The organism is Mesorhizobium sp. M1B.F.Ca.ET.045.04.1.1 (assembly GCF_003952465.1).
GTDB classification, from domain to species: domain Bacteria; phylum Pseudomonadota; class Alphaproteobacteria; order Rhizobiales; family Rhizobiaceae; genus Mesorhizobium; species Mesorhizobium shonense.
The window spans coordinates 3,966,723-3,983,378 of record NZ_CP034448.1 but is presented as its reverse complement, the minus strand read 5'-3'; the positions used below and the strand labels follow the sequence as shown (position 1 = coordinate 3,983,378).

Below are 16,656 nucleotides of genomic sequence, written 5' to 3'. Positions count from 1 at the left end.
CTCATCTGCTGATCTTTCCTTCCGCCACCAACCGTTCGAAGCGATCAATGCGTTGGCCTATCCATCGCATGACATTACAGGCCATGGAGTTCCCCAGCGCCTTGTAGCGAACGCCATCCGGATCGTTGACCCGATACCCTTTCTTCGTCTTGCGGACGGTCAGGTCGGCGGCTTTCAGTTCCCCGATATCTTCGTCCTCGCCGACATCGCGCCAGCCATCCCAATTGGGGATTTGCGTGAAGCGATCAGGGAAACCCTGAAGTCTCTCGCACTCCAATGGCGTCAATCGCCGAACGCGCCAACCACCATCGGTGACACCGATGGTGGTGCCATCTGCGTCGATTGGAAGCGAGAGGTCTTGTTCATTGATTGGGTCTTGGCGAGCGTTAAATGAAATCACGCTCGGGCTCTCAGCAATAATCGTCTCGTTCTTCGCATCGCCGCGGCGCGTCGCAGGCAGTCTGCCTGCTGCCTCAAGCAGCCGAACCTCTTCCCTTTGATTTTGAGCGAAGGCAACGAAGGTCTGCGACGATCCTCCACCTGGCGTTCGCACCACGGGGGCGACGCCCCCGTGCTCTACCTCCGGAGTGGCCCCACCATCACGGCCGCGCATGGAGAAGGCAATCGGCACAAGGCTTTCACAGGTATCGACGTCGGTCCGATAGGGGCGATCACCCCCCGTCTTATTTCCTCCGGCGCGCAGTGTCGGTGCTACCGACACTGCTATGATTGGCGTTCCCCGACCAGTCCCGTCCTCGCTGGCATCAAATCCCTCGCCTCGCAGCGAGTGGACCACTCGCTGCTCAAGCGCGGCCGGCAGGGCGTGGTCCACGCCCTGTACCTTATTCCTCGCCTCCAGAGTGTAGGCTATATCTTCCTGATAGCCCTTCCCCTGTGGCCCAGCATCCGGGTTCTCGCTGACCGCTCTCTCTTGGATCGCATACACTGGCTCGGTGACCAGCGCCTCACTACCATGACCGACATCCCCACTAGCAGCCCTTAACGAAGGCGCGCCGGCACGCCGGTAACCGGCGTGGTCAGATACCACGAACGTCTCTACTTCAAAATCAATCCTATGGTTATGAGCAGCCAACGCGGCGTCGCCGCCGCGTGGCTGGTCGCTCGTATTGCCTCCGCCGAAAGCGGCCTGCGAGCAGACGGCGGTCTGACCGCCGTCTATATCGAAGTCCGTTCCAAGCCCGCCACCGCCTGTAGAGCGTGAAGCAATTGTCGGGGCAACTCTTTGCCCCGATTGACGGCGCGGCGGAGAATCCCTGCGCATGCTTTCGGACTCAAATAGAACCGCTGCGGCACGTCGCCAGTCTCCAAGATATCCGACAACGAACAAACGCCTTCGTCTTTGAGGGACAGCCCTGCTATATCCGTCCACTCGGACAAATTGAGAGTCCAGAACTCGGTAGGCGAACCCATACCCGCATTCGCGAACGAAGGAGAGGAACATGGCGAGATCACGCTCCTCGATACCCTCTCCCTCTCCTCCGACTGGACCTTCCTGAACCTCACGGTTTGCCTGTTCGCCTCCGGAGAAAGAGGAAAGCACGCCGGGGACATTTTCCCAAACGATCCAGCGGGCGCCAAGCCGGCGAGCCAAGCTGAGAAATTCGAGGGCGAGGTTGCCGCGCGGATCATCCAGTCCGAGACGTTTTCCGGCGACCGAGAAGGACTGGCATGGCGTTCCTCCGACAAGAAGGTCAATAGGTCCGGCATCGGCTGAGATTTTTGTGAAATCGCCATGGTTTGGCACTCCGTTGGTTGCAAGCGGCTCGCCCGGCATATTCGATCCATAGTGATGAGCAAGCACCGCAGACGGAAACTTCTCAATTTCCGAAAAGAAAGCTGGCGTCCAACCAAGCGAATGCCAGGCCATGGTTGCGGCCTCGATCCCGCTACAGACTGAACCGTATCTCAAAGTCACTTCTTGCCCTTCCAATTCTTCGAACCCTTCTCCGGGAACGCCAGCGCCATGCAGTAACGGTCGAGGTGCAGTTCCGCCGTCTCAAGGATGGTCAAACCTCTCCTGTTCAGCGTCAGTTTCATCACTTCCTCGCCCTTCTGCCCCTTCAGCACTTCGACCTGTTCTCCAAGAAATCTGCGCACATAGTCGATCGTGAAGTCCGTCTCCTCGACCCCGACGCCCCACTGGCGATAGACGTCCAGCCACCGCAGTGCGGCGAAGATCTTGGCCGCTTCTTCCCTCGTCATGTGAACGATCACCTTGAATGATCGTCCGTCGTCCCGTTCTCCGTTTCGCCAGATGATGCCTCGCAGAAAGTCACGCGCGTCCTCCGGCCTGATATCCGATGCCTTCAAGCAAACTCACCGCGCCAGGACAGTCTCGCGCTTGACCTTTTCCTCTCCCGCGGCACCGGCAGGCCGTCATACATCTTCTTGTGGCAATGCCAGCAATACGATGATCCGGCCTTCACCGGCTTGCCGCAGTAGAAGTATGCTTCCAGTCCCGGCCGCTTGTCGTCATTCCACAGCGGCCGCCGGCATTGCCCGCTCTTGACCTCTTCCAGATGCACTTCGTAATGGCTGTCCGGGAATTCGTAGATGGGCTCGGCATCGACGAAGGCTGGCTCTTGTTTCTTTTTCAACGGCACCGGAGGCGATGTCTTCGTCGGTTTTACCACCCTCTTCATCGACCCGGTCTTTGACGACTTTGGCCTCGCCGACGCCTGTTTCTTTTCCACCTTCGGTCGTGGAGATGCCAATGCCACATGGGCCCGGTAAGCCAGTCCGATGACGGCGTTCCTTGTGCACCCTCCTATTTCAGCCGCAATCTCCGTGCTGCTCATGTTGCAGCCGACGCCGTCGCGGATCGCCTCTATCCGCTCCTCTCTTGTCATCCGATTCCACATCAGGTGGCAGCCTTGAACAGTTTCTCGGCCTCCTGGATCTGACGCTGCGCATTGGTCGGCGGCTTATCGGCAAAGAGATCGTTGGCCCGGCGATGGCTGTACGGATTGAGCGTCCGATCGAGCCACCAGCACACGCCAACCGCCTCCGCCGAATCCACGCTGGAGATTTCAATGCCCAGCTTGCGGCACATCTTCACCGCTTCCGACTTGGCATCCGGCGGCCGCCCATGCCCCAGAAAGGCCGCCCTCCATGTCGCCTGATTGACGAAGACTGCCGGGATGTTCAGTTGGGCGCACACCCGGCAGGCAACCGCCTCGAGGCCATGAAGCTTAAAGATCGTCTTGAGGCTGATACCGCCCTTCTTCTCGTAGGTGACCGACTTGCCGGCCCAGTTGGATCCGGCATCGACAACCGCCTTCTTCCGGCCGCTGAAGTCGGTGCGCAGCGGTTCCTCGATCGCAACCTTTTGGATGCCATGGGTGAGGATCCAGACGCGCACAACGCGCTCGAACCAGTCGAACACTTTCCCCAGTTCGACCGCGTCCAGTGCCTTCTTTTCCTCAAGATCATCAAGGATGCTCTTTTTCTTCTTCGCGCCGCTGAAGACGAATGTCTCGGCGGTGAAGATGCCGTCCTTGAGGACGGCAGCGCCTGTCGTTGTGGCTATATCGAGCCCACCGAGAATCATGTCGCAATGCTCTTCATCTTGGGAAAGCGGGCAGTTGCCTGCCCCCTATGATCTCACTCCGCCGCGGCGCCGCCCGCCGCCTCGTCGAACTCATCCGGCTTGCCGGAGACCTCGGCCCCTTCCTTGCGCAGCAGTTCTGCTTCTGGCGGCTTCTGCTTGATGCCGGTCGCGTTGATTGCCTGACCAGCGTGCCACCCCTCGACATAGCGCCCGTAGGCAACCGTGTCCGGCGCATGCGGCGGTTGCAGCGTCTTGCCCGACATGCCGTCGCGCTTGCCGTCATCGAAGGCGCGATCCTCGATCGGCCGTCGGTCGGCGTCGAACAGCGAGCCTTGCGTACCGATCGCGAGGCCGGCCCAGCGCGCGACCATCGCCTGGCGCTCCATGTCGGCCTTGATCCTGGCCTCGCCTTCCGGCGTTTCCAGTTCCTCGAGCAGCTTGATATTGGCAAGGCCGGTGGCGCCAAGATCCGACTTGATGACCTTGTCGAAGTTCATCCTGGCGGCCTTGGCCTTCTTCTCGGCGTCGACCAGCGACTTGCGCTTCTGCGCATGCTGTCTGGTCAACCCTTGGAGTTGGTCATCCGTGAGTTGCTCCTGCGAGCGATTGTGGCCCGGTCCGGCGACGCCGCCGACGACGGATAGTTTGGGTTTATTCTTGGATCCGGCTGGACGTCCCAAAGTCACATCCTCCCCTTCAGATCAGCGGCCATCTTGAACGTGACCTTTCGCCCGGCGGCGATTGCCACAGTGGCGCCGGTGTGGGGATTGCGCCCCTGACGCGCCGCAGTCGCCTTCACGTTGAAGATGCCAAGGCCGGCGAGTTGCACCTTTTCGCCGGAAATCAGAGTGTCGGCGATCGCGTCGATCAGGGAGTTCACCGCTGCGGCGGAGTCCGCTTTCGTTAGGCCTGTCGCGGCTGCGACTCGAGCGGCCAGTTCTGTCTTGGTCGTCATGCTTCTTCCTTCAGATGTGCCGCGTCCTGCGGCGGTTGCGCCGGGAGTCCGGCATCGAGCAGGCCGACCTGGTCACCCCAGGCCGTCCAGTTCTTCCTCGAGCTCCTGCTGAAAAGCTCGACATAGGGGCCATCGAACAACGTTTCGATGCGATCGTATTGTTCGTCCGGCTTCTGGCTGTGGATGCGGCGTGGCGCGCGTATGGCGTCGAGCGGCATCGCCTCGATGAAGTCGCGCACGCTGCGGACGCCGGACGGGATCACCGCCTCGCCGAGCATATCGCTCATGATGGGCTGGCGAAGCTGCGGGCCGCCACGGGTGCAAAGTATGCATGGTTCGAGATTTTTTCTCGTGCCATACCCGCCTCCGAAGGCGTATTTGCCGGATTTCGGATTGAACTTGATCCATTCCCAAGCAAGGCCAGCGAAGGTGAGTCCGAGCGCGTCGACAACCTCGCGCCAGCGCATCGCCAATGGCCAGGTCATCCAGAGGAAGACGGCAGCGTCGTCCGCCAGCAATGCCGTCAACGGCACCTGACAGATCTCCTCGATCGTCATCGTGTTGTAATGGCGCTGCGGGCCCTTGCCCTGCCCCTTCTCCGAGAAGTGCTCGAAGTCCCATGGGAAGTCGATCAGCGCTGCCTTGAAGCCGCCGGCTGGGCGGATGGAGGCGAACTCTTTTGTCATCTTGGCGAAATCGATGGCGCTCACGGCGGCGTCACCGAGAATGAGATCTTGGCGGCTTGTTCCGAATGTCCGCTTTCACGTCCCGGCGCAGCGCCGGCCCGGTCTGGATGCTGGCTGTACCCAGCACCCATTTTTGCACCAGAAGCTTCGGAACTTGGTATGCTCAGATGGCCGCCGGCACCTGCCGAAAGGCGCGGACCGGGTTTGTTCAGTTGGTTGGCGGTGGCAAACAAGATGATCCTCACTTGCCTTGTTTGACGAGTTCGGCGACCTCGACGCATTGGCCGAGGTAACCAGCCTCCGGGAAGAACTCGGTGGTCTCCATCTTGATTGTCTCCTGGCACTTCGCGACCGTCGCGACGCACCGCGTCTCGAGCGAGAACGAGTTGTCCATCAGCGCAAGGATCATGAGGACCTGGCACATCAGATCTGCTGCTCGTAGGTTGGTGCCGGCGGCGGTGATCGCTTGTCGGGCAGTACCTTGGGCTGCGGTTTGGCCCAGAAGCGCTTCTCATGCGTATCCCACGACCATTCGAACGGATTCATCTCGACCGAAGGATTGCCTTCCTGCGCCCGCTTCTCACCGCCCTGGCCGCCGCCATTCTTGCCCTTCTTCTCCCATGGCCACCTGAACTGATCGACGGTGATGCCAGCCTCGCCGCCCTCGCCCTTCTCATCCAGCGCCTGCTGTAGTTTGTCGGCCATCTTCGGATCCCATGGGATCTTGAAGTACCGCGGCTGCTCTTCTCCACGATCGATCAGGACATAGATGCCATCGCCGATCGTGATCTTGGCGCCGAGTATGGCGTGCTCGCCGGCGGATAGCGTAAGGCCGTCGACCAAGGGAACCGGCCAGCCAAGGCTGAAGCCGAGTGACGCGGCCGCGATTGGGCTCGCCAACAAAAAGGCGAGGACAGCTAGGCCGCGGGCGCGCGAGAAGCCGCGGGCCCAGATGGCGAAAGTGGCGACAAGGCCGAGGATGACGGTGATCACCAGCCAGACGGTTACAGGATAGCTCATGGCAGCCTCAGTGCTCGTAAGGAGGGGTTACGGAACTTCCGTGCGGCGTCTCGGACTTCGTCGCCGAGCGCAGCGGCTTGAATACCGAGTTCTTGGATCCCGGAACGATGTCCTTGGTCGACTCGTCCAGCTTGAACCGGATCGCCGTGCGCTCCTGCCCATCGGTCACAAGCTTGACCGTCGTGTTGACGAGCGGCTTCATCTCGGTCTTGCCCGGCTCGCCGGTATTGAGTTCGACGACGACCTTGACGTCCTGCGGCAGTTGCGGGCAGCGGTAGCACATCACGTTGACCGTATAGTCGCCGCCGACTATGCCGCGGGTGAAGGCGTCCTCGTAGTTGATGTCCGTTGCGTCCGGCTGAGCGCCGAGATCGTCACGAAGAAGGTTCCAGAGAAGGCCGCCCTTGTTGCTGTACCCGACCGGAACCGGCTCGCCGGGTCCGTCGACCCAGAGATCGACATCTGTGTCCCCTTGAGGCCACAGGATATGGACGATCATGTTGCCCGGAGGTTCAGATGCCTCCTTCTCCATCTTGTTCTTGACGGTGATCAGGATGGCAACGATCCCTATGATCATCGCCAGTCCAAGAATCGTGTTCAGCAAGACATCACGGTAGGCGACGCTGTTGATCTCGCTGTCGTAGTCGATCTCGGCCTCGATCATGGCGCGATAACCTGCGGGAACGAGCGCGGCCGCAGGGCCTCGGCATCGATCTGCAAGAGCGCCGTCGCGACGCGAAGGATGTGGCCGTTGACGCCAAGCCAGAGGCCGAGACTTGTTCCGATCATGGTCGTGTAAAACGCGACCTTCATGCCGGCGATCATCTGCCCGATGGCATTGAGCGCGGCGTCACCGCCACCCGATAGGTTCAGCGCCTCAACGGCCTGAGAAAAGCCCGCAATGTTACCAATCAGACCGAGCGTGACAAGCCATACCGAGACCGCAGGCACGAACGATCCCTTGACCTTGAATTTGCGGATGTCGACCCACCTGCCCGCTTTCACATCGTTCAGCGCCGCCGATGTCTTCCGCACCCGCTGGATGAAGCCAATCATCGCGATGACGAAAACGACCACCATCCCATATCCGATTCCGGTAGTCTCGTGCGCGAAGAGAACCTGGACGCGACCCTGCATGAAACCCCAGATCAGGCCGGCGACGATGCATGCGTTGAACACTGCGATCCGATAGAGCAAAAGATTGTTTAGCATGCACGTCCCCTTTTCAGCCTTGAGTTATTGTTGAGAGTTCAGTTCCCATCTCGATCGGCGCGTGACGATTTCCGCCAGATCTCAATGTGATGAGCAGGACGACGAAGACGGCGCCAAAGAAGGCAGCCAGCGCAACGGATGCGCTCATCGATTGATATGGTTGGCGTCGCGCAGACCTCACGTCGGCGCTCCGCTGTGGTCGCCCGGCGGCGCGATAACGGCCCAGCCAGTTCCGACGGTCAGTACGCATGCGGTTCCATCGACGCCCACCGCCACCGTGGTCCAGGTCTCACCGCCAGGCGACGCGAACACCGCCATCATCGCATGGTCGTTGATGAGCGCGGCCGCAATCTGCACCTCATGGAACTTGTCCGCGAGAGCTTGTTTCAGCGCGCCCCATTTCGAGCACTTTGACTCTTCCGCATGCGCCGGAGACAGCGCGAGGAACGCTGCCAAAAATAGACCTGCCTTCATCATCACGCTTCTCCTTGAATTGGTGCCGGGAAAGGCCCCCGGCTGGCCATTTAGTTATTGCTGCCGCCTATGCGGCGATCAGGACTTTGACCCCTTAAGCCAACCCTCGATCGTCTCCATCTTCGAGTAGGCAAAGATGAGGGCGGCGACGAAGAGGCTCGAGAAGAGATCCAGGAAGGTGTTGAAGATGACGAACTGCAGCACGATCAACACCAACTGGATGACGAGGATGGCACCAAGCGCCTTCGCTTTGAGCCAGGCGATCATTGGCCGTATTCCGCCTTGATGCCGGCGGAAGCGCGGGCAACCGCCTGAATGAATGCCGCCAGTTGCTTCTGGTCCGTGAAGCGATCGGTGTTCACATAGACGCCGGCCAGCCACGAGATCGTCGAGACGGAACTGCCGAAGAGTCCGGTTTGGAGCGAATTCGGATAGGTGCCAGACGGGATGTCCACGTAGGTATAGAGCGGCTTGCCGGTGATGTCCGTCGCGTCGTTGAAATCCTTGTCATTGGCGTCAGCCAGGACGACACTGTCGCCGAAATTGCTGTCCGCCTCCATGACGGTGCCGTTCTTCAGACCGGACGGCACAAGCATGCATGTGGTCACATCGGAGGCCACGGCAGAAAGTGCGATGATGCCGCCTTCATTGGTGACGGGAACCTTCGCGTAGCTGTCGTCTTCGGCGATGATGTTTTGCCATATCAGCCAGGCGCCGGAACCGGGCTCGCCGATTGCCAGCGAGTGCCCACCATCGGCAATGTCGCCGAGATCGTCGACGCCTGACGCCTTGGAGCACAGAACGTGAAGATACTCGCGATGAAGACCGCCGACCTGGCGCAGTTTCTTCACCTTCGCCGGCGACTGCCGTCCGATATAGACCGGTCCGTCAGGTTGGCCGATCATCGCGTCGCACGCCGTCGGCGAATCGGCCGGCTGGTCGATGAGACGCTGCAGGTTGTCGATGGTGCCTTCGGTCTCGACCACCGAGACGGGCAGATTCTTGCCGGCCATCTTGGCGATCTCCTGTCCTGCGGCGAAGTAGTTGCCGCTCGAGGAGCCGGTGCATAGCCGAATGTCAGCCATGGCCGCGGCGGGTAGCAGTGTGGCGATCGCCACGGCAATCAAAAGTCTCTTGATCACTCAAATCTCCCTTCGGTGATTGAGATCGGCGCCGATCAGATCAGGCGGCGAGCTTGTCGTAGTTGACGTTGCAGATCGACGCGATGTCGCGCATGACCGCCGTTTCCGCCGCTGAGATGCCGCCTTCGTCGGCGACGTCCAGACTGGCGAGCACGATGGCCTGGCCGAGCGAGCCGGTCCGGTCCCTGGCGATCACCTCGCGGATCTCGTTCTTCAGTTCCGCCTTGCCGGAGCGCGTCGTGGTCTTGCCCTGCATGCGCGCGAAGACCGACTCGATCTCGGTCGAGCCGAAGCCTTTGGAGATCGCCGAGTTCGACCGGATGACCGTGAGCGTCTTCTCGTACTCGGCGTCGTCGATGCCGCCCTCGGCGGCGGCCGTCAGCGCGCAGGCGGCGCACATGCCCTCGAGAAAGTCCTTGTTGCCGGAGAACTGGTTGATGGCTTCCTTGGCTTTCCCTTTGAAGAGATTTCCGAACATTCATCATTCCTTTGGTTGGTTGAGAGGTTGGTAGGCACTTCCATCCTGCCGTCAGGCAGAATTCTGTTGTGCAGCGGCTGCTTTTGCCCTGCGCTCTTTCTTCGCGAGAACATGCCGGATCTTTGCGGCAGTGGCGCTTCCATCGAAGACTTCCTGCCTTCGCTGTTCTCGGAGAACGCGTCGCCGTTCCGGTCGCGTCAGTTTCATTTCTTTCCTTTCAGTGCCCGATCAATGATGAGCAGCATCCATTCCCAGCCCCGCCGCGCGAGACTCTTTGTAAGGCGTCGCATCCTTTGACCCCGTTCCCAGCCGTTCAGCCCGATAGCTGTCGGCAGCCCGTTCGTTGGTTTCGCAAATTCTCTCGTATGCGATCATCAGTTTGACGAGAGCCGAGCCGGACACATCCTTCATGTCCTCCCAGCGCTGCCAAATTCGCTTGGCCATCGAAATCTCGATGCCGGCGAATTCTGCCGCACGATCCCGCGCCGACGTCCAGGTATCCCGGCGCGGCCCGCGATGCATTTTTGCGGCGATGCCCTCGAGCCAGAACTTGGCCTGCTCGGGAGCTTCCATACCTTTGGTATCGGCCAACGCTCTCATTGGAGCCTCGGCACGTAATGTGTCGGATTTGACACTTCTCGCGTCGGACATGGCTGATCTCCTTCGATACATTGAACCTCATCGAAGTGCGGCCCACCCAGATCAACCCCCGGGCCGCGGGAAAGAAGGACAAACGAAAATGCTCCAGAACCTCGGACCATTCCTGGCCGGCAAGCACGAGACTGGCCGAGATCATGAGCGGACAAGTTCATGGGCGGTTCGCCGCCCTAACTGGTTGTTGATTGCGGCCGACGATCACAAGATCGGCGCCCGAGGTGATAGTCCGAAGAATGCGCGAGCCAACGCATGCCGCGCCAGAAATCAGATTGGGGCGATGGTCCACGCCCGTCGTATGGAGTGACTCAAAGCCAGCACACATCGCAACGAACGCCGTCGCCGTGCCCGCGGGGCGGCAAAAGGCGTCTTTGGAGGACAAGAGGTTCACTCTGCGGCCTCGAGCTCGGGGCACAACGCATCGGCAGTGCCGGCGTCGGCCGCGTCGGAAAGAACCTGCAGGGAGATGAGAATCGCACCCTTAGGCGGATTGTCGGCCCTCTCCATATTGGAGACGGTTGACTGATTGACGCCCAGAAAACGCGCCAGGCGCTTCTGATTCCAGTTCAGGCGCTTGCGAAGCGCCTTCATGCTCAAGGGTGCGTTTGCTCCGGTCATATCGTGTAATATGCATATCACATATTTTCTGTCAAGGGCGAAACGCATATCAGAATCGCGCAAGATGCATTTTATGAAAAATCTTGATGATAGACCCGAAAGGGCACAGCGCCTTGTCCAGGCGCGCCTCGCACGAGGCTTCAAGACGGCCAAGGCCGCAGCCGAGCGATTCGGCTGGAAGAATGCGACCTATAATCAGCATGAGACCGGGAGAACCGGCTATCAGAACTGGCTTTCCGACTACGCCAAAGCGTTCAAGGTAGATGAATCATGGCTTTGGAGTAATGTCGGCCGGGGGCCGGGTGGCACGCCTGACCTTTCCATTCCTGAACATACAAAAGAGAAGCTCAGACTGCTTGAGCCGGACGACCTCATGGACGTCTTCGACTATCTCGACGGGATAGTTGACAGGGCAGTGCAAAGGAGCCGAAAGTAATGTTTGAGGGATCGGAGAGGGTTAATATAAGGGCGGAGCAGCGATGGGTGCAGCATTGGCCACCAGTGCATGGGCAACAACAGAAAGTAGTGATTTCCCTAAAATTGAAACGTTCGAGGCTTGTCAGGCGTCAGTATCGCCTGACGGCGATGCTTGCGAGTTTAATGTAAAGCATGAGAATAGGCAGAAATCTGTGGTTTACGTGCCATTCTCGCGAATTGGCTCGCTTTATCATGAGGTTCGATACGCAACTCAGCTGATGGTCTTTCGACAGAGGCTTAGGTTGGACAAGGGAATCGAAAAGATGCTTGAGCTCTGCGCAACGGCGCTCAGGCCATCAACTACGGAAGTCATCGTCGAGCCGGATACCGGCGATCGCCTGGTGATCTATCAATTCACCGAACACGCTCCATTTTGCCTGCGTATTTCACCGGTCGAGATGGATGCTTTCATTGAGAAACTGAAGCAGGCCTCGAAGAAGGCCTCTCACTAAAGATTGCTGTCCGGATTCGAACGGGGATTCGGCGTTATCCACAACATGCAACAAGTCTGATATACCCTTCCTCACCCATCCGTTCTGAAGGTCGGTGAGGGAGGGTTCCAGCCAAAGGTTCCCCCTACCCCATGGATCCAGTCCAAGGGGCGGGGGAGCCTTTGGCGTGTCCTGAAGGCCGGAGCCTGGGATGGGACGCAAGCCAGAGATCCCTTACGGGGTACTCGTCCTCTGTTTCTGGTGGCACCGTAGGACTTTCGGTTCCCGCGCCCGCAGCCGATCGCCAGACCAAGGAATTGCACCCGGTCGCTGCAAAAAAATCAGATTGTGATTAAGGTCAACACTCCGTGAATATGCGGGGTGTTCTGCATATCGTCAACGTAGAAATATGGATTTCACATTTTTCCTGTTGACGGAATTTATGTGATATGCATATTGTTGCGTCATTGAACGCCGACAAACCGGCTCAAACCTTCCCGATCTCAAGGAGGCGCCTGGCGATGAAGCTCATCTGAAATCTCAGGTTCGGCGAATGGCATCAATGGAAAATTTGGTGGCCGGCGCGAATGCCGGCCAAGTCCCAAGGAGACCTCAATGTCAGCATCCGACGCCTGCCCCTTCTGCCGATCCCTCGACAATTCCGTCCAGCGGTTTGGATCCGGCAAAATGCAAATGTTCCACGTCAATTGCCACAACTGTGGTGCCGACGGGCCGATCGCAGACAGTTCGGCCGAGGCGGAACGCCTCTGGAAAACCAGGCCACCCGAGCCAAAGCGCGGGAACGGCCATCCGCAAAGCAAGAATTGAAATCGCGCCGCGGCGCCCTCGCACGGAGGTCCAATTGTCGAAGCCCTTCTATACCTATCGCGAGCACATCAATCCCGCCCGTGAGCGGCTGGCAAAGCTGTTTCCATCTGCCTTTTCGCGCAAGGGTGAGCCGGCGAAAAGGCCGCTCAAGATCGGCATCGACAAGGACGTTCTCGCTGCGGTCAAGGATATTCCGCGCCGGGTCATCAAGCTTGCAATCAGCGACTATTGCACCGGTCCGAAATACGCCAAGGCCATGGTCGAGGGCGCCGTTCGCATTGATTTGGATGGCAACCCGGCCGGCGTGGTTTCGGCCCACTCGGAGGCCTATGCGCGAGCTCGTGAGGCTACGCGCCTGGAGCGCGTGAACAACCGGCATGTCAGTCGCCAGATCGTCGGCGAGGAGGCGCGGCCGTGAACACACCCAAGAGCGTCGACGCGCTCAAGGCTGAACTCGCCGACGCGAAGGCGGCCTATGAGCACTGCAGCTATCACGACAACTACCAGCGCATGCGCCAGTGCCAGAGCAACGCACAGCGCCAGATTGACAGGCTGACCGCGGCGATTGCGGAGGCCGAGAAGCCATGAGTGCGCGCAATGACGGCGGACAAGCGTTCCCGCGCACTGGCGGCGAAGTTCCCGGGCCCAATTCTCCAGAATGGGTGCAGCCGCAGGAAGGCATGAGTCTTCGCGACTGGTTCGCGGGGCAGGCACTCTTTGGACTTCTTGCTCACGGCTATGACCTGACGTGGTCTGGCCATGCCGAACGCGCATACATCGCGGCCGACGCCATGCTTGCCGAAAGGCAGAAGGCATGAGCAACAACCCCCTCGCCCAATATCCTCTCGGCCAGTTGCGCGCTTGGGCCGATGCCAAGGTCATCTCGTCGGCGAAATACGTCGAGGAGATCGAGCGGCGGAAGAGTGTCGCGCAATACAAGATCTGCGGCGAGTTTTGCACCTGCGACTCCTTCTGCGATCGGGTGAATGACGAAATCCAGGCCAACAGTGGCGCGGACACTTTCTTCACCCGGACGGAAGAACAACTGATCGACGGTCTCAAGCTTGATGCGGTGGCGCCATGATCCAGTGCCTAGCCCGCGAAGACATGCTCGCGCACCTTGCTGAGGCCGTCAATTTCCACATCAAGGGCGACCGTTACGCCGCCCTTTTCCATAGCCGCATCGCCATGGACTTGGCGTCCCAACTGAAGGACGCCGCAGCCCACAAGGTGATGTTGAAGTACAGGAAACTTATGAGGGCAGCGCCATGCGCGAACTGATCAGTCCTTATCCCAAGCAGATCGGCCGCCGCGTCGTGCACGACGAAACGCGCAAAGAGGGCGTCGTGGTTGTCCAGCCAGACGGCGATGCGACGCATGTCTTTGTGCTTTTCGATGGCGCGGAGCAAGCAGTCCCAGTTCACCCGGGCAGCATCGAATACGTGGACCAAGCAGCATGAACCACGTCTGCGCCAACGAAGCGACCACCATCAACCGAACCAATCGCAAGCCGGAGTCCGAGGCGATCGCCAAGGTGCGCGAGGCTCTGCTGGCGATCGAGAAGTTCGACACCGACCGCGAGTTCATTCTACGCGCGCGGCACCGCTACTGCGAGCTCACCGAGCCGCATCCCGACGAGGTCGAGGCGAAGCGCAGCGACGCCGGTGCTGGCATCGTCATGCATCATTTAAACATCCGGAGCGATTGACCTCATGCCCATATCCTATCTGCGCATCAACAACTACATGCGCGTCGAGAACGTCGAGTTTGATCCGAAGGGTGGTCTGAACGAGATCACAGGATCGAACGGCGCAGGCAAAACAAGCACGCTCAGCGCACTCGCTACTATGGGCGGCAAGAAAGAAATTGCATGGAAGCCGATCCGGGATGGTGCCGAAGAGGCGACCATTGAAATTCATGTCGACGGCGTTGGCGCGTCGACCATCCGGGTCATCCGCAAATTCTGGACCGACAAGAACGGCAAGCCAGCCGAATCCTTGACGGTCGAGAGCGCCGACGGCGCCAGGTTCCCATCTCCGCAGAACATGATGACGGGTTGGCTGAGTGCCTTCACGTTCGATCCCCTCGCCTTCACCCGTATGGAAGGGAAGGAGCAGGCAGAGATACTGAAAAGGTTCGTCCCTGATTTCGATTTCAATGCGATCGACAAAAAGAATCGCGAGGATTTTGAGACCAGGACGGACGTCAACCGATCGGCAAAGGATCTTCGAGCTCGTATCAGCGGCATCCTAGTGCCGGCGGATACCCCGGACGAACCGATCGACGAGTCCGCTCTTGTGGAAGAACTGCAAAGTGCCGGCGCCCACAACGCCGACATCGAAAAGCGGCGAGCCAACCGTCAGGCGCTCCAGAGGGACATAGACCGGCGCGGTGAAGATATCGGTCGCGCTCGCGCACAGGTCGAAGAACTGAAGCAAAAGATTGCGGCCGTCGAGGAGGGCATATCCGCCGACGAAGGATGGATATCAGAGCAGAAGGGGCGCTTGGCAAAGGCCGGTGAACTTCCGGCACCAATCGATCAATCTGAAATCACCGGCAAGATCAATGCCGCCCGGGCAATCAACGCCCATGTCACCAGGAAGATCGAGCGCGCCGACCTGATCAAGAAGGCCGAGGCTGCTGAGGCCAACAGCGCCGCCCTCACGGCCGCCATGGACGCCCGCAAGAAGGAAAAGGCGGAAGCTGTCCGGAAGGCCAAGATGCCCGTAGACGGGTTGGAATTTGGCGAGGACATGGTGCTGTTCAACGGCCAGCCGCTCGACCAGGCATCGCAAGCCGAGAAGATCCGCGTCTCAGTCGCGATCGCCGCAGCGATGAGTCCAAAGCTCAAGGTTGCCATCATCAAGGATGGTAGCCTTCTCGATAAGAAATCATGGGCGCTACTTGAGCAGTTTGCGATCGAGCACGATCTGCAGGTCTTCGTCGAGACAGTCGACTCAAGCCGCCCAACGGCAATCGTCATCGAAGACGGGTCAATCCGCCAGGAACAGGCATTGGGGGCGGCAGAATGACCGGCCTCATCCGCGAATATATCCCGGGCACCAAGATCACAGAGCCGGGTGCCTACGCAAACATGCCGATGTCGGTTTATCACGGCCAGCCGACCGAAGGACCATCAATCAGTTCCAGCGGGCTGCGCACGATCTTCAACCAGAGTCTGGCGCACTATTGGGATACATCGCCGCTCAATCCCGACCGCGAAGAGACCAAAGACAGCGAGGCAATGATCCTTGGCCGCGCTGCCCACCATCTCCTCCTCGGCGAAGCGGATTTCAACAAGTTCTTCGTCCTGCGGCCGGAAGAGGCACCGGACGGGCGCGCATGGAACGGCAACAACCTCTCGTGCAAGAGGTGGCTCGCCGAAAGAGAGATTGAGGGTCTGACCGTCCTCAAGCCAGAACAACTCGAATACATCAAGGGCATGTCGAAGACGCTTGCCGCCGAGCCGCCGATCCGCGGCGGTATCCTCAATGGCATGGTCGAGCTTTCGTTGTTCTGGCAGGATCCTGAAACCGGGATCTGGCTGAAGAGTCGACCTGATGCCGTTCCGAACGACAACGATGCGGCCGACTTAAAATGCGTATCAGATGTCTCGGACGATGGCATTTCGAGAGCCTTAGGCGAGCGCGGCTATCACCAACAAGCAGGGTTGGTAAATGAAGCTATGCAGATGGTTTTCGGCCGTCCGCTGGAAAATTTCTTTCTCGTCTATGTCGAGCAGAAACGCCCTAATTGCGTCCGCATCGACGCAGTGGACCCGAACGAGATCGCGGCAGGCCACGCCGAGAACCATGCTGCGTTGCGCTTGTTCAAACGCGCCTTGGATACTGGCTACTGGCCAGGACCGAAGAATCTACAAGGGGATGGTGGGTTCATCCGCCGTACCAAATGGTCACGCGAGCAGGCAGAGCGGCGGATCGCAATGATCGAACAGGATTTAGCGGCGTGAGTGATCGTGTAACAGCCATGACCGGCAAGCGCTTTGGACGCCTTGTGGTTATGGCACGATCTGGTTCCCTCAGAAATAAGGCTGCGTGGAATTGCCTTTGTGACTGCGGTGCCACGACGGTTATCGTGGGGCAACAATTA

General features: G+C 59.4%; 27 protein-coding genes. 10 read left to right on the top strand and 17 right to left on the bottom strand.

Translation table 11 applies throughout. From position 1 onward, the window contains the following. Window position 1: 1 nt before the first annotated feature. The 17 genes from EJ071_RS39050 to EJ071_RS19355 form a co-directional block, all read right to left on the bottom strand. Complete coding sequence (locus EJ071_RS39050; protein ID WP_210211876.1) at window positions 2-1,888, bottom strand: DNA cytosine methyltransferase; 1,887 nt, start codon at window positions 1,886-1,888, stop codon at window positions 2-4. A gap of 44 nt (window positions 1,889-1,932) precedes the next feature. Then, a complete protein-coding gene (locus EJ071_RS19430; RefSeq protein WP_126099303.1) occupies window positions 1,933-2,223 on the bottom strand; it encodes a hypothetical protein in 291 nt (96 codons plus the stop codon). Between the two features lie 104 nt (window positions 2,224-2,327). Further along, window positions 2,328-2,819 (bottom strand): GcrA family cell cycle regulator, encoded by a 492-nt coding sequence (locus tag EJ071_RS19425; protein ID WP_245459923.1) that lies wholly within the window; start codon window positions 2,817-2,819, stop codon window positions 2,328-2,330. Window positions 2,820-2,881: 62 nt separating this feature from the next. After that, complete coding sequence (locus tag EJ071_RS19420; protein WP_126099301.1) at window positions 2,882-3,571, bottom strand: hypothetical protein; 690 nt, start codon at window positions 3,569-3,571, stop codon at window positions 2,882-2,884. A 53-nt stretch (window positions 3,572-3,624) separates the two neighbouring features. Continuing rightward, entirely contained in the window at window positions 3,625-4,137 is a 513-nt protein-coding gene (locus tag EJ071_RS19415; protein ID WP_126099300.1) for a hypothetical protein, read from the bottom strand. A gap of 116 nt (window positions 4,138-4,253) precedes the next feature. Next, complete coding sequence (locus EJ071_RS19410; RefSeq protein WP_126099299.1) at window positions 4,254-4,526, bottom strand: HU family DNA-binding protein; 273 nt, start codon at window positions 4,524-4,526, stop codon at window positions 4,254-4,256. Further along, on the bottom strand, window positions 4,523-5,236 hold the full coding sequence (locus tag EJ071_RS19405; RefSeq protein WP_126099298.1) for an MT-A70 family methyltransferase: 714 nt from the start codon (window positions 5,234-5,236) through the stop codon (window positions 4,523-4,525). The genes EJ071_RS19410 and EJ071_RS19405 overlap by 4 nt, the downstream gene beginning before the upstream one ends. Before the next feature lie 217 nt (window positions 5,237-5,453). Then, window positions 5,454-5,636 (bottom strand): hypothetical protein, encoded by a 183-nt coding sequence (locus EJ071_RS19400; RefSeq protein WP_126099297.1) that lies wholly within the window; start codon window positions 5,634-5,636, stop codon window positions 5,454-5,456. Beyond that, on the bottom strand, window positions 5,636-6,232 hold the full coding sequence (locus EJ071_RS19395; RefSeq protein ID WP_126099296.1) for a hypothetical protein: 597 nt from the start codon (window positions 6,230-6,232) through the stop codon (window positions 5,636-5,638). The genes EJ071_RS19400 and EJ071_RS19395 overlap by 1 nt, the downstream gene beginning before the upstream one ends. 7 nt (window positions 6,233-6,239) lie before the next feature. Beyond that, on the bottom strand, window positions 6,240-6,896 hold the full coding sequence (locus EJ071_RS19390) for a hypothetical protein (protein WP_126099295.1): 657 nt from the start codon (window positions 6,894-6,896) through the stop codon (window positions 6,240-6,242). Beyond that, window positions 6,893-7,429, bottom strand: a complete 537-nt coding sequence (locus EJ071_RS19385; protein ID WP_126099294.1) for a hypothetical protein — start codon at window positions 7,427-7,429, stop codon at window positions 6,893-6,895. Before EJ071_RS19385 ends, EJ071_RS19390 begins: the two co-directional genes overlap by 4 nt. Before the next feature lie 192 nt (window positions 7,430-7,621). Continuing rightward, the gene (locus EJ071_RS19380) at window positions 7,622-7,921 is read right to left on the bottom strand and encodes a hypothetical protein (protein ID WP_126099293.1); all 300 of its coding nucleotides are present in this window, start codon (window positions 7,919-7,921) and stop codon (window positions 7,622-7,624) included. Window positions 7,922-7,996: 75 nt separating this feature from the next. Beyond that, entirely contained in the window at window positions 7,997-8,185 is a 189-nt protein-coding gene (locus EJ071_RS19375) for a hypothetical protein (protein WP_126099292.1), read from the bottom strand. Beyond that, entirely contained in the window at window positions 8,182-9,060 is an 879-nt protein-coding gene (locus EJ071_RS19370) for a TAXI family TRAP transporter solute-binding subunit (protein WP_245459922.1), read from the bottom strand. Before EJ071_RS19370 ends, EJ071_RS19375 begins: the two co-directional genes overlap by 4 nt. A gap of 40 nt (window positions 9,061-9,100) precedes the next feature. Beyond that, window positions 9,101-9,538, bottom strand: coding sequence for a TerB family tellurite resistance protein (locus EJ071_RS19365; RefSeq protein WP_126099291.1), 438 nt, complete (start codon window positions 9,536-9,538; stop codon window positions 9,101-9,103). Between the two features lie 228 nt (window positions 9,539-9,766). Then, the gene (locus EJ071_RS19360; RefSeq protein ID WP_126099290.1) at window positions 9,767-10,189 is read right to left on the bottom strand and encodes a hypothetical protein; all 423 of its coding nucleotides are present in this window, start codon (window positions 10,187-10,189) and stop codon (window positions 9,767-9,769) included. A gap of 390 nt (window positions 10,190-10,579) precedes the next feature. Further along, window positions 10,580-10,783 carry a helix-turn-helix transcriptional regulator gene (locus EJ071_RS19355; RefSeq protein WP_245460345.1) on the bottom strand — a complete coding sequence of 68 codons (204 nt, stop codon included), beginning with the start codon at window positions 10,781-10,783 and terminating at the stop codon, window positions 10,580-10,582. A 100-nt stretch (window positions 10,784-10,883) separates the two neighbouring features. Here EJ071_RS19355 and EJ071_RS19350 point away from each other — a divergent pair, with 100 nt between their 5' ends. The 10 genes from EJ071_RS19350 to EJ071_RS19310 all read left to right on the top strand — a co-directional run bounded on the left by EJ071_RS19350 (window position 10,884) and on the right by EJ071_RS19310 (window position 16,516). Further along, complete coding sequence (locus tag EJ071_RS19350; RefSeq protein ID WP_126099288.1) at window positions 10,884-11,246, top strand: helix-turn-helix transcriptional regulator; 363 nt, start codon at window positions 10,884-10,886, stop codon at window positions 11,244-11,246. Window positions 11,247-11,289: 43 nt separating this feature from the next. Then, window positions 11,290-11,739 carry a hypothetical protein gene (locus EJ071_RS19345; RefSeq protein WP_126099287.1) on the top strand — a complete coding sequence of 150 codons (450 nt, stop codon included), beginning with the start codon at window positions 11,290-11,292 and terminating at the stop codon, window positions 11,737-11,739. A gap of 841 nt (window positions 11,740-12,580) precedes the next feature. Further along, window positions 12,581-12,964, top strand: coding sequence for a ProQ/FinO family protein (locus tag EJ071_RS38570; protein WP_189521110.1), 384 nt, complete (start codon window positions 12,581-12,583; stop codon window positions 12,962-12,964). Next, a complete protein-coding gene (locus EJ071_RS38565; RefSeq protein WP_189521108.1) occupies window positions 12,961-13,134 on the top strand; it encodes a hypothetical protein in 174 nt (57 codons plus the stop codon). Before EJ071_RS38570 ends, EJ071_RS38565 begins: the two co-directional genes overlap by 4 nt. Further along, on the top strand, window positions 13,131-13,364 hold the full coding sequence (locus tag EJ071_RS19335; RefSeq protein WP_126099285.1) for a hypothetical protein: 234 nt from the start codon (window positions 13,131-13,133) through the stop codon (window positions 13,362-13,364). Before EJ071_RS38565 ends, EJ071_RS19335 begins: the two co-directional genes overlap by 4 nt. Further along, window positions 13,361-13,630, top strand: a complete 270-nt coding sequence (locus EJ071_RS19330; protein WP_126099284.1) for a hypothetical protein — start codon at window positions 13,361-13,363, stop codon at window positions 13,628-13,630. The genes EJ071_RS19335 and EJ071_RS19330 overlap by 4 nt, the downstream gene beginning before the upstream one ends. 184 nt (window positions 13,631-13,814) lie before the next feature. After that, a complete protein-coding gene (locus EJ071_RS19325; RefSeq protein ID WP_126099283.1) occupies window positions 13,815-14,006 on the top strand; it encodes a hypothetical protein in 192 nt (63 codons plus the stop codon). Next, window positions 14,003-14,254 carry a hypothetical protein gene (locus tag EJ071_RS19320; protein ID WP_126099282.1) on the top strand — a complete coding sequence of 84 codons (252 nt, stop codon included), beginning with the start codon at window positions 14,003-14,005 and terminating at the stop codon, window positions 14,252-14,254. Before EJ071_RS19325 ends, EJ071_RS19320 begins: the two co-directional genes overlap by 4 nt. Before the next feature lie 4 nt (window positions 14,255-14,258). After that, entirely contained in the window at window positions 14,259-15,578 is a 1,320-nt protein-coding gene (locus EJ071_RS19315; RefSeq protein ID WP_126099281.1) for an AAA family ATPase, read from the top strand. Beyond that, window positions 15,575-16,516: a PD-(D/E)XK nuclease-like domain-containing protein gene (locus tag EJ071_RS19310; protein WP_126099280.1), complete on the top strand. Its 942-nt coding sequence runs from the start codon at window positions 15,575-15,577 to the stop codon at window positions 16,514-16,516. The genes EJ071_RS19315 and EJ071_RS19310 overlap by 4 nt, the downstream gene beginning before the upstream one ends. The last annotated feature ends 140 nt before the right edge of the window (window positions 16,517-16,656 follow it).

Excerpts from the sequence above, each read along its gene's own strand:
- EJ071_RS19430 (WP_126099303.1), bottom strand. The coding sequence starts at position 2,223 with ATGACGAGGGAAGAAGCGGCCAAGATCTTCGCCGCACTGCGGTGGCTG.
- EJ071_RS19355 (WP_245460345.1), bottom strand. The coding sequence starts at position 10,783 with ATGAAGGCGCTTCGCAAGCGCCTGAACTGGAATCAGAAGCGCCTGGCG.
- EJ071_RS19375 (WP_126099292.1), bottom strand. The coding sequence starts at position 8,185 with ATGATCGCCTGGCTCAAAGCGAAGGCGCTTGGTGCCATCCTCGTCATC.
- EJ071_RS19345 (WP_126099287.1), top strand. The coding sequence starts at position 11,290 with ATGGGTGCAGCATTGGCCACCAGTGCATGGGCAACAACAGAAAGTAGT.
- EJ071_RS19400 (WP_126099297.1), bottom strand. The coding sequence starts at position 5,636 with ATGTGCCAGGTCCTCATGATCCTTGCGCTGATGGACAACTCGTTCTCG.
- EJ071_RS19335 (WP_126099285.1), top strand. The coding sequence starts at position 13,131 with ATGAGTGCGCGCAATGACGGCGGACAAGCGTTCCCGCGCACTGGCGGC.
- EJ071_RS19420 (WP_126099301.1), bottom strand. The coding sequence starts at position 3,571 with ATGATTCTCGGTGGGCTCGATATAGCCACAACGACAGGCGCTGCCGTC.
- EJ071_RS39050 (WP_210211876.1), bottom strand. The coding sequence starts at position 1,888 with ATGGCCTGGCATTCGCTTGGTTGGACGCCAGCTTTCTTTTCGGAAATT.
- EJ071_RS19350 (WP_126099288.1), top strand. The coding sequence starts at position 10,884 with ATGAAAAATCTTGATGATAGACCCGAAAGGGCACAGCGCCTTGTCCAG.
- EJ071_RS19310 (WP_126099280.1), top strand. The coding sequence starts at position 15,575 with ATGACCGGCCTCATCCGCGAATATATCCCGGGCACCAAGATCACAGAG.
- EJ071_RS19360 (WP_126099290.1), bottom strand. The coding sequence starts at position 10,189 with ATGTCCGACGCGAGAAGTGTCAAATCCGACACATTACGTGCCGAGGCT.
- EJ071_RS19365 (WP_126099291.1), bottom strand. The coding sequence starts at position 9,538 with ATGTTCGGAAATCTCTTCAAAGGGAAAGCCAAGGAAGCCATCAACCAG.
- EJ071_RS19330 (WP_126099284.1), top strand. The coding sequence starts at position 13,361 with ATGAGCAACAACCCCCTCGCCCAATATCCTCTCGGCCAGTTGCGCGCT.
- EJ071_RS19315 (WP_126099281.1), top strand. The coding sequence starts at position 14,259 with ATGCCCATATCCTATCTGCGCATCAACAACTACATGCGCGTCGAGAAC.
- EJ071_RS19380 (WP_126099293.1), bottom strand. The coding sequence starts at position 7,921 with ATGATGAAGGCAGGTCTATTTTTGGCAGCGTTCCTCGCGCTGTCTCCG.
- EJ071_RS19395 (WP_126099296.1), bottom strand. The coding sequence starts at position 6,232 with ATGAGCTATCCTGTAACCGTCTGGCTGGTGATCACCGTCATCCTCGGC.
- EJ071_RS19425 (WP_245459923.1), bottom strand. The coding sequence starts at position 2,819 with ATGAGCAGCACGGAGATTGCGGCTGAAATAGGAGGGTGCACAAGGAAC.
- EJ071_RS19325 (WP_126099283.1), top strand. The coding sequence starts at position 13,815 with ATGCGCGAACTGATCAGTCCTTATCCCAAGCAGATCGGCCGCCGCGTC.
- EJ071_RS19320 (WP_126099282.1), top strand. The coding sequence starts at position 14,003 with ATGAACCACGTCTGCGCCAACGAAGCGACCACCATCAACCGAACCAAT.
- EJ071_RS19390 (WP_126099295.1), bottom strand. The coding sequence starts at position 6,896 with ATGATCGAGGCCGAGATCGACTACGACAGCGAGATCAACAGCGTCGCC.
- EJ071_RS19410 (WP_126099299.1), bottom strand. The coding sequence starts at position 4,526 with ATGACGACCAAGACAGAACTGGCCGCTCGAGTCGCAGCCGCGACAGGC.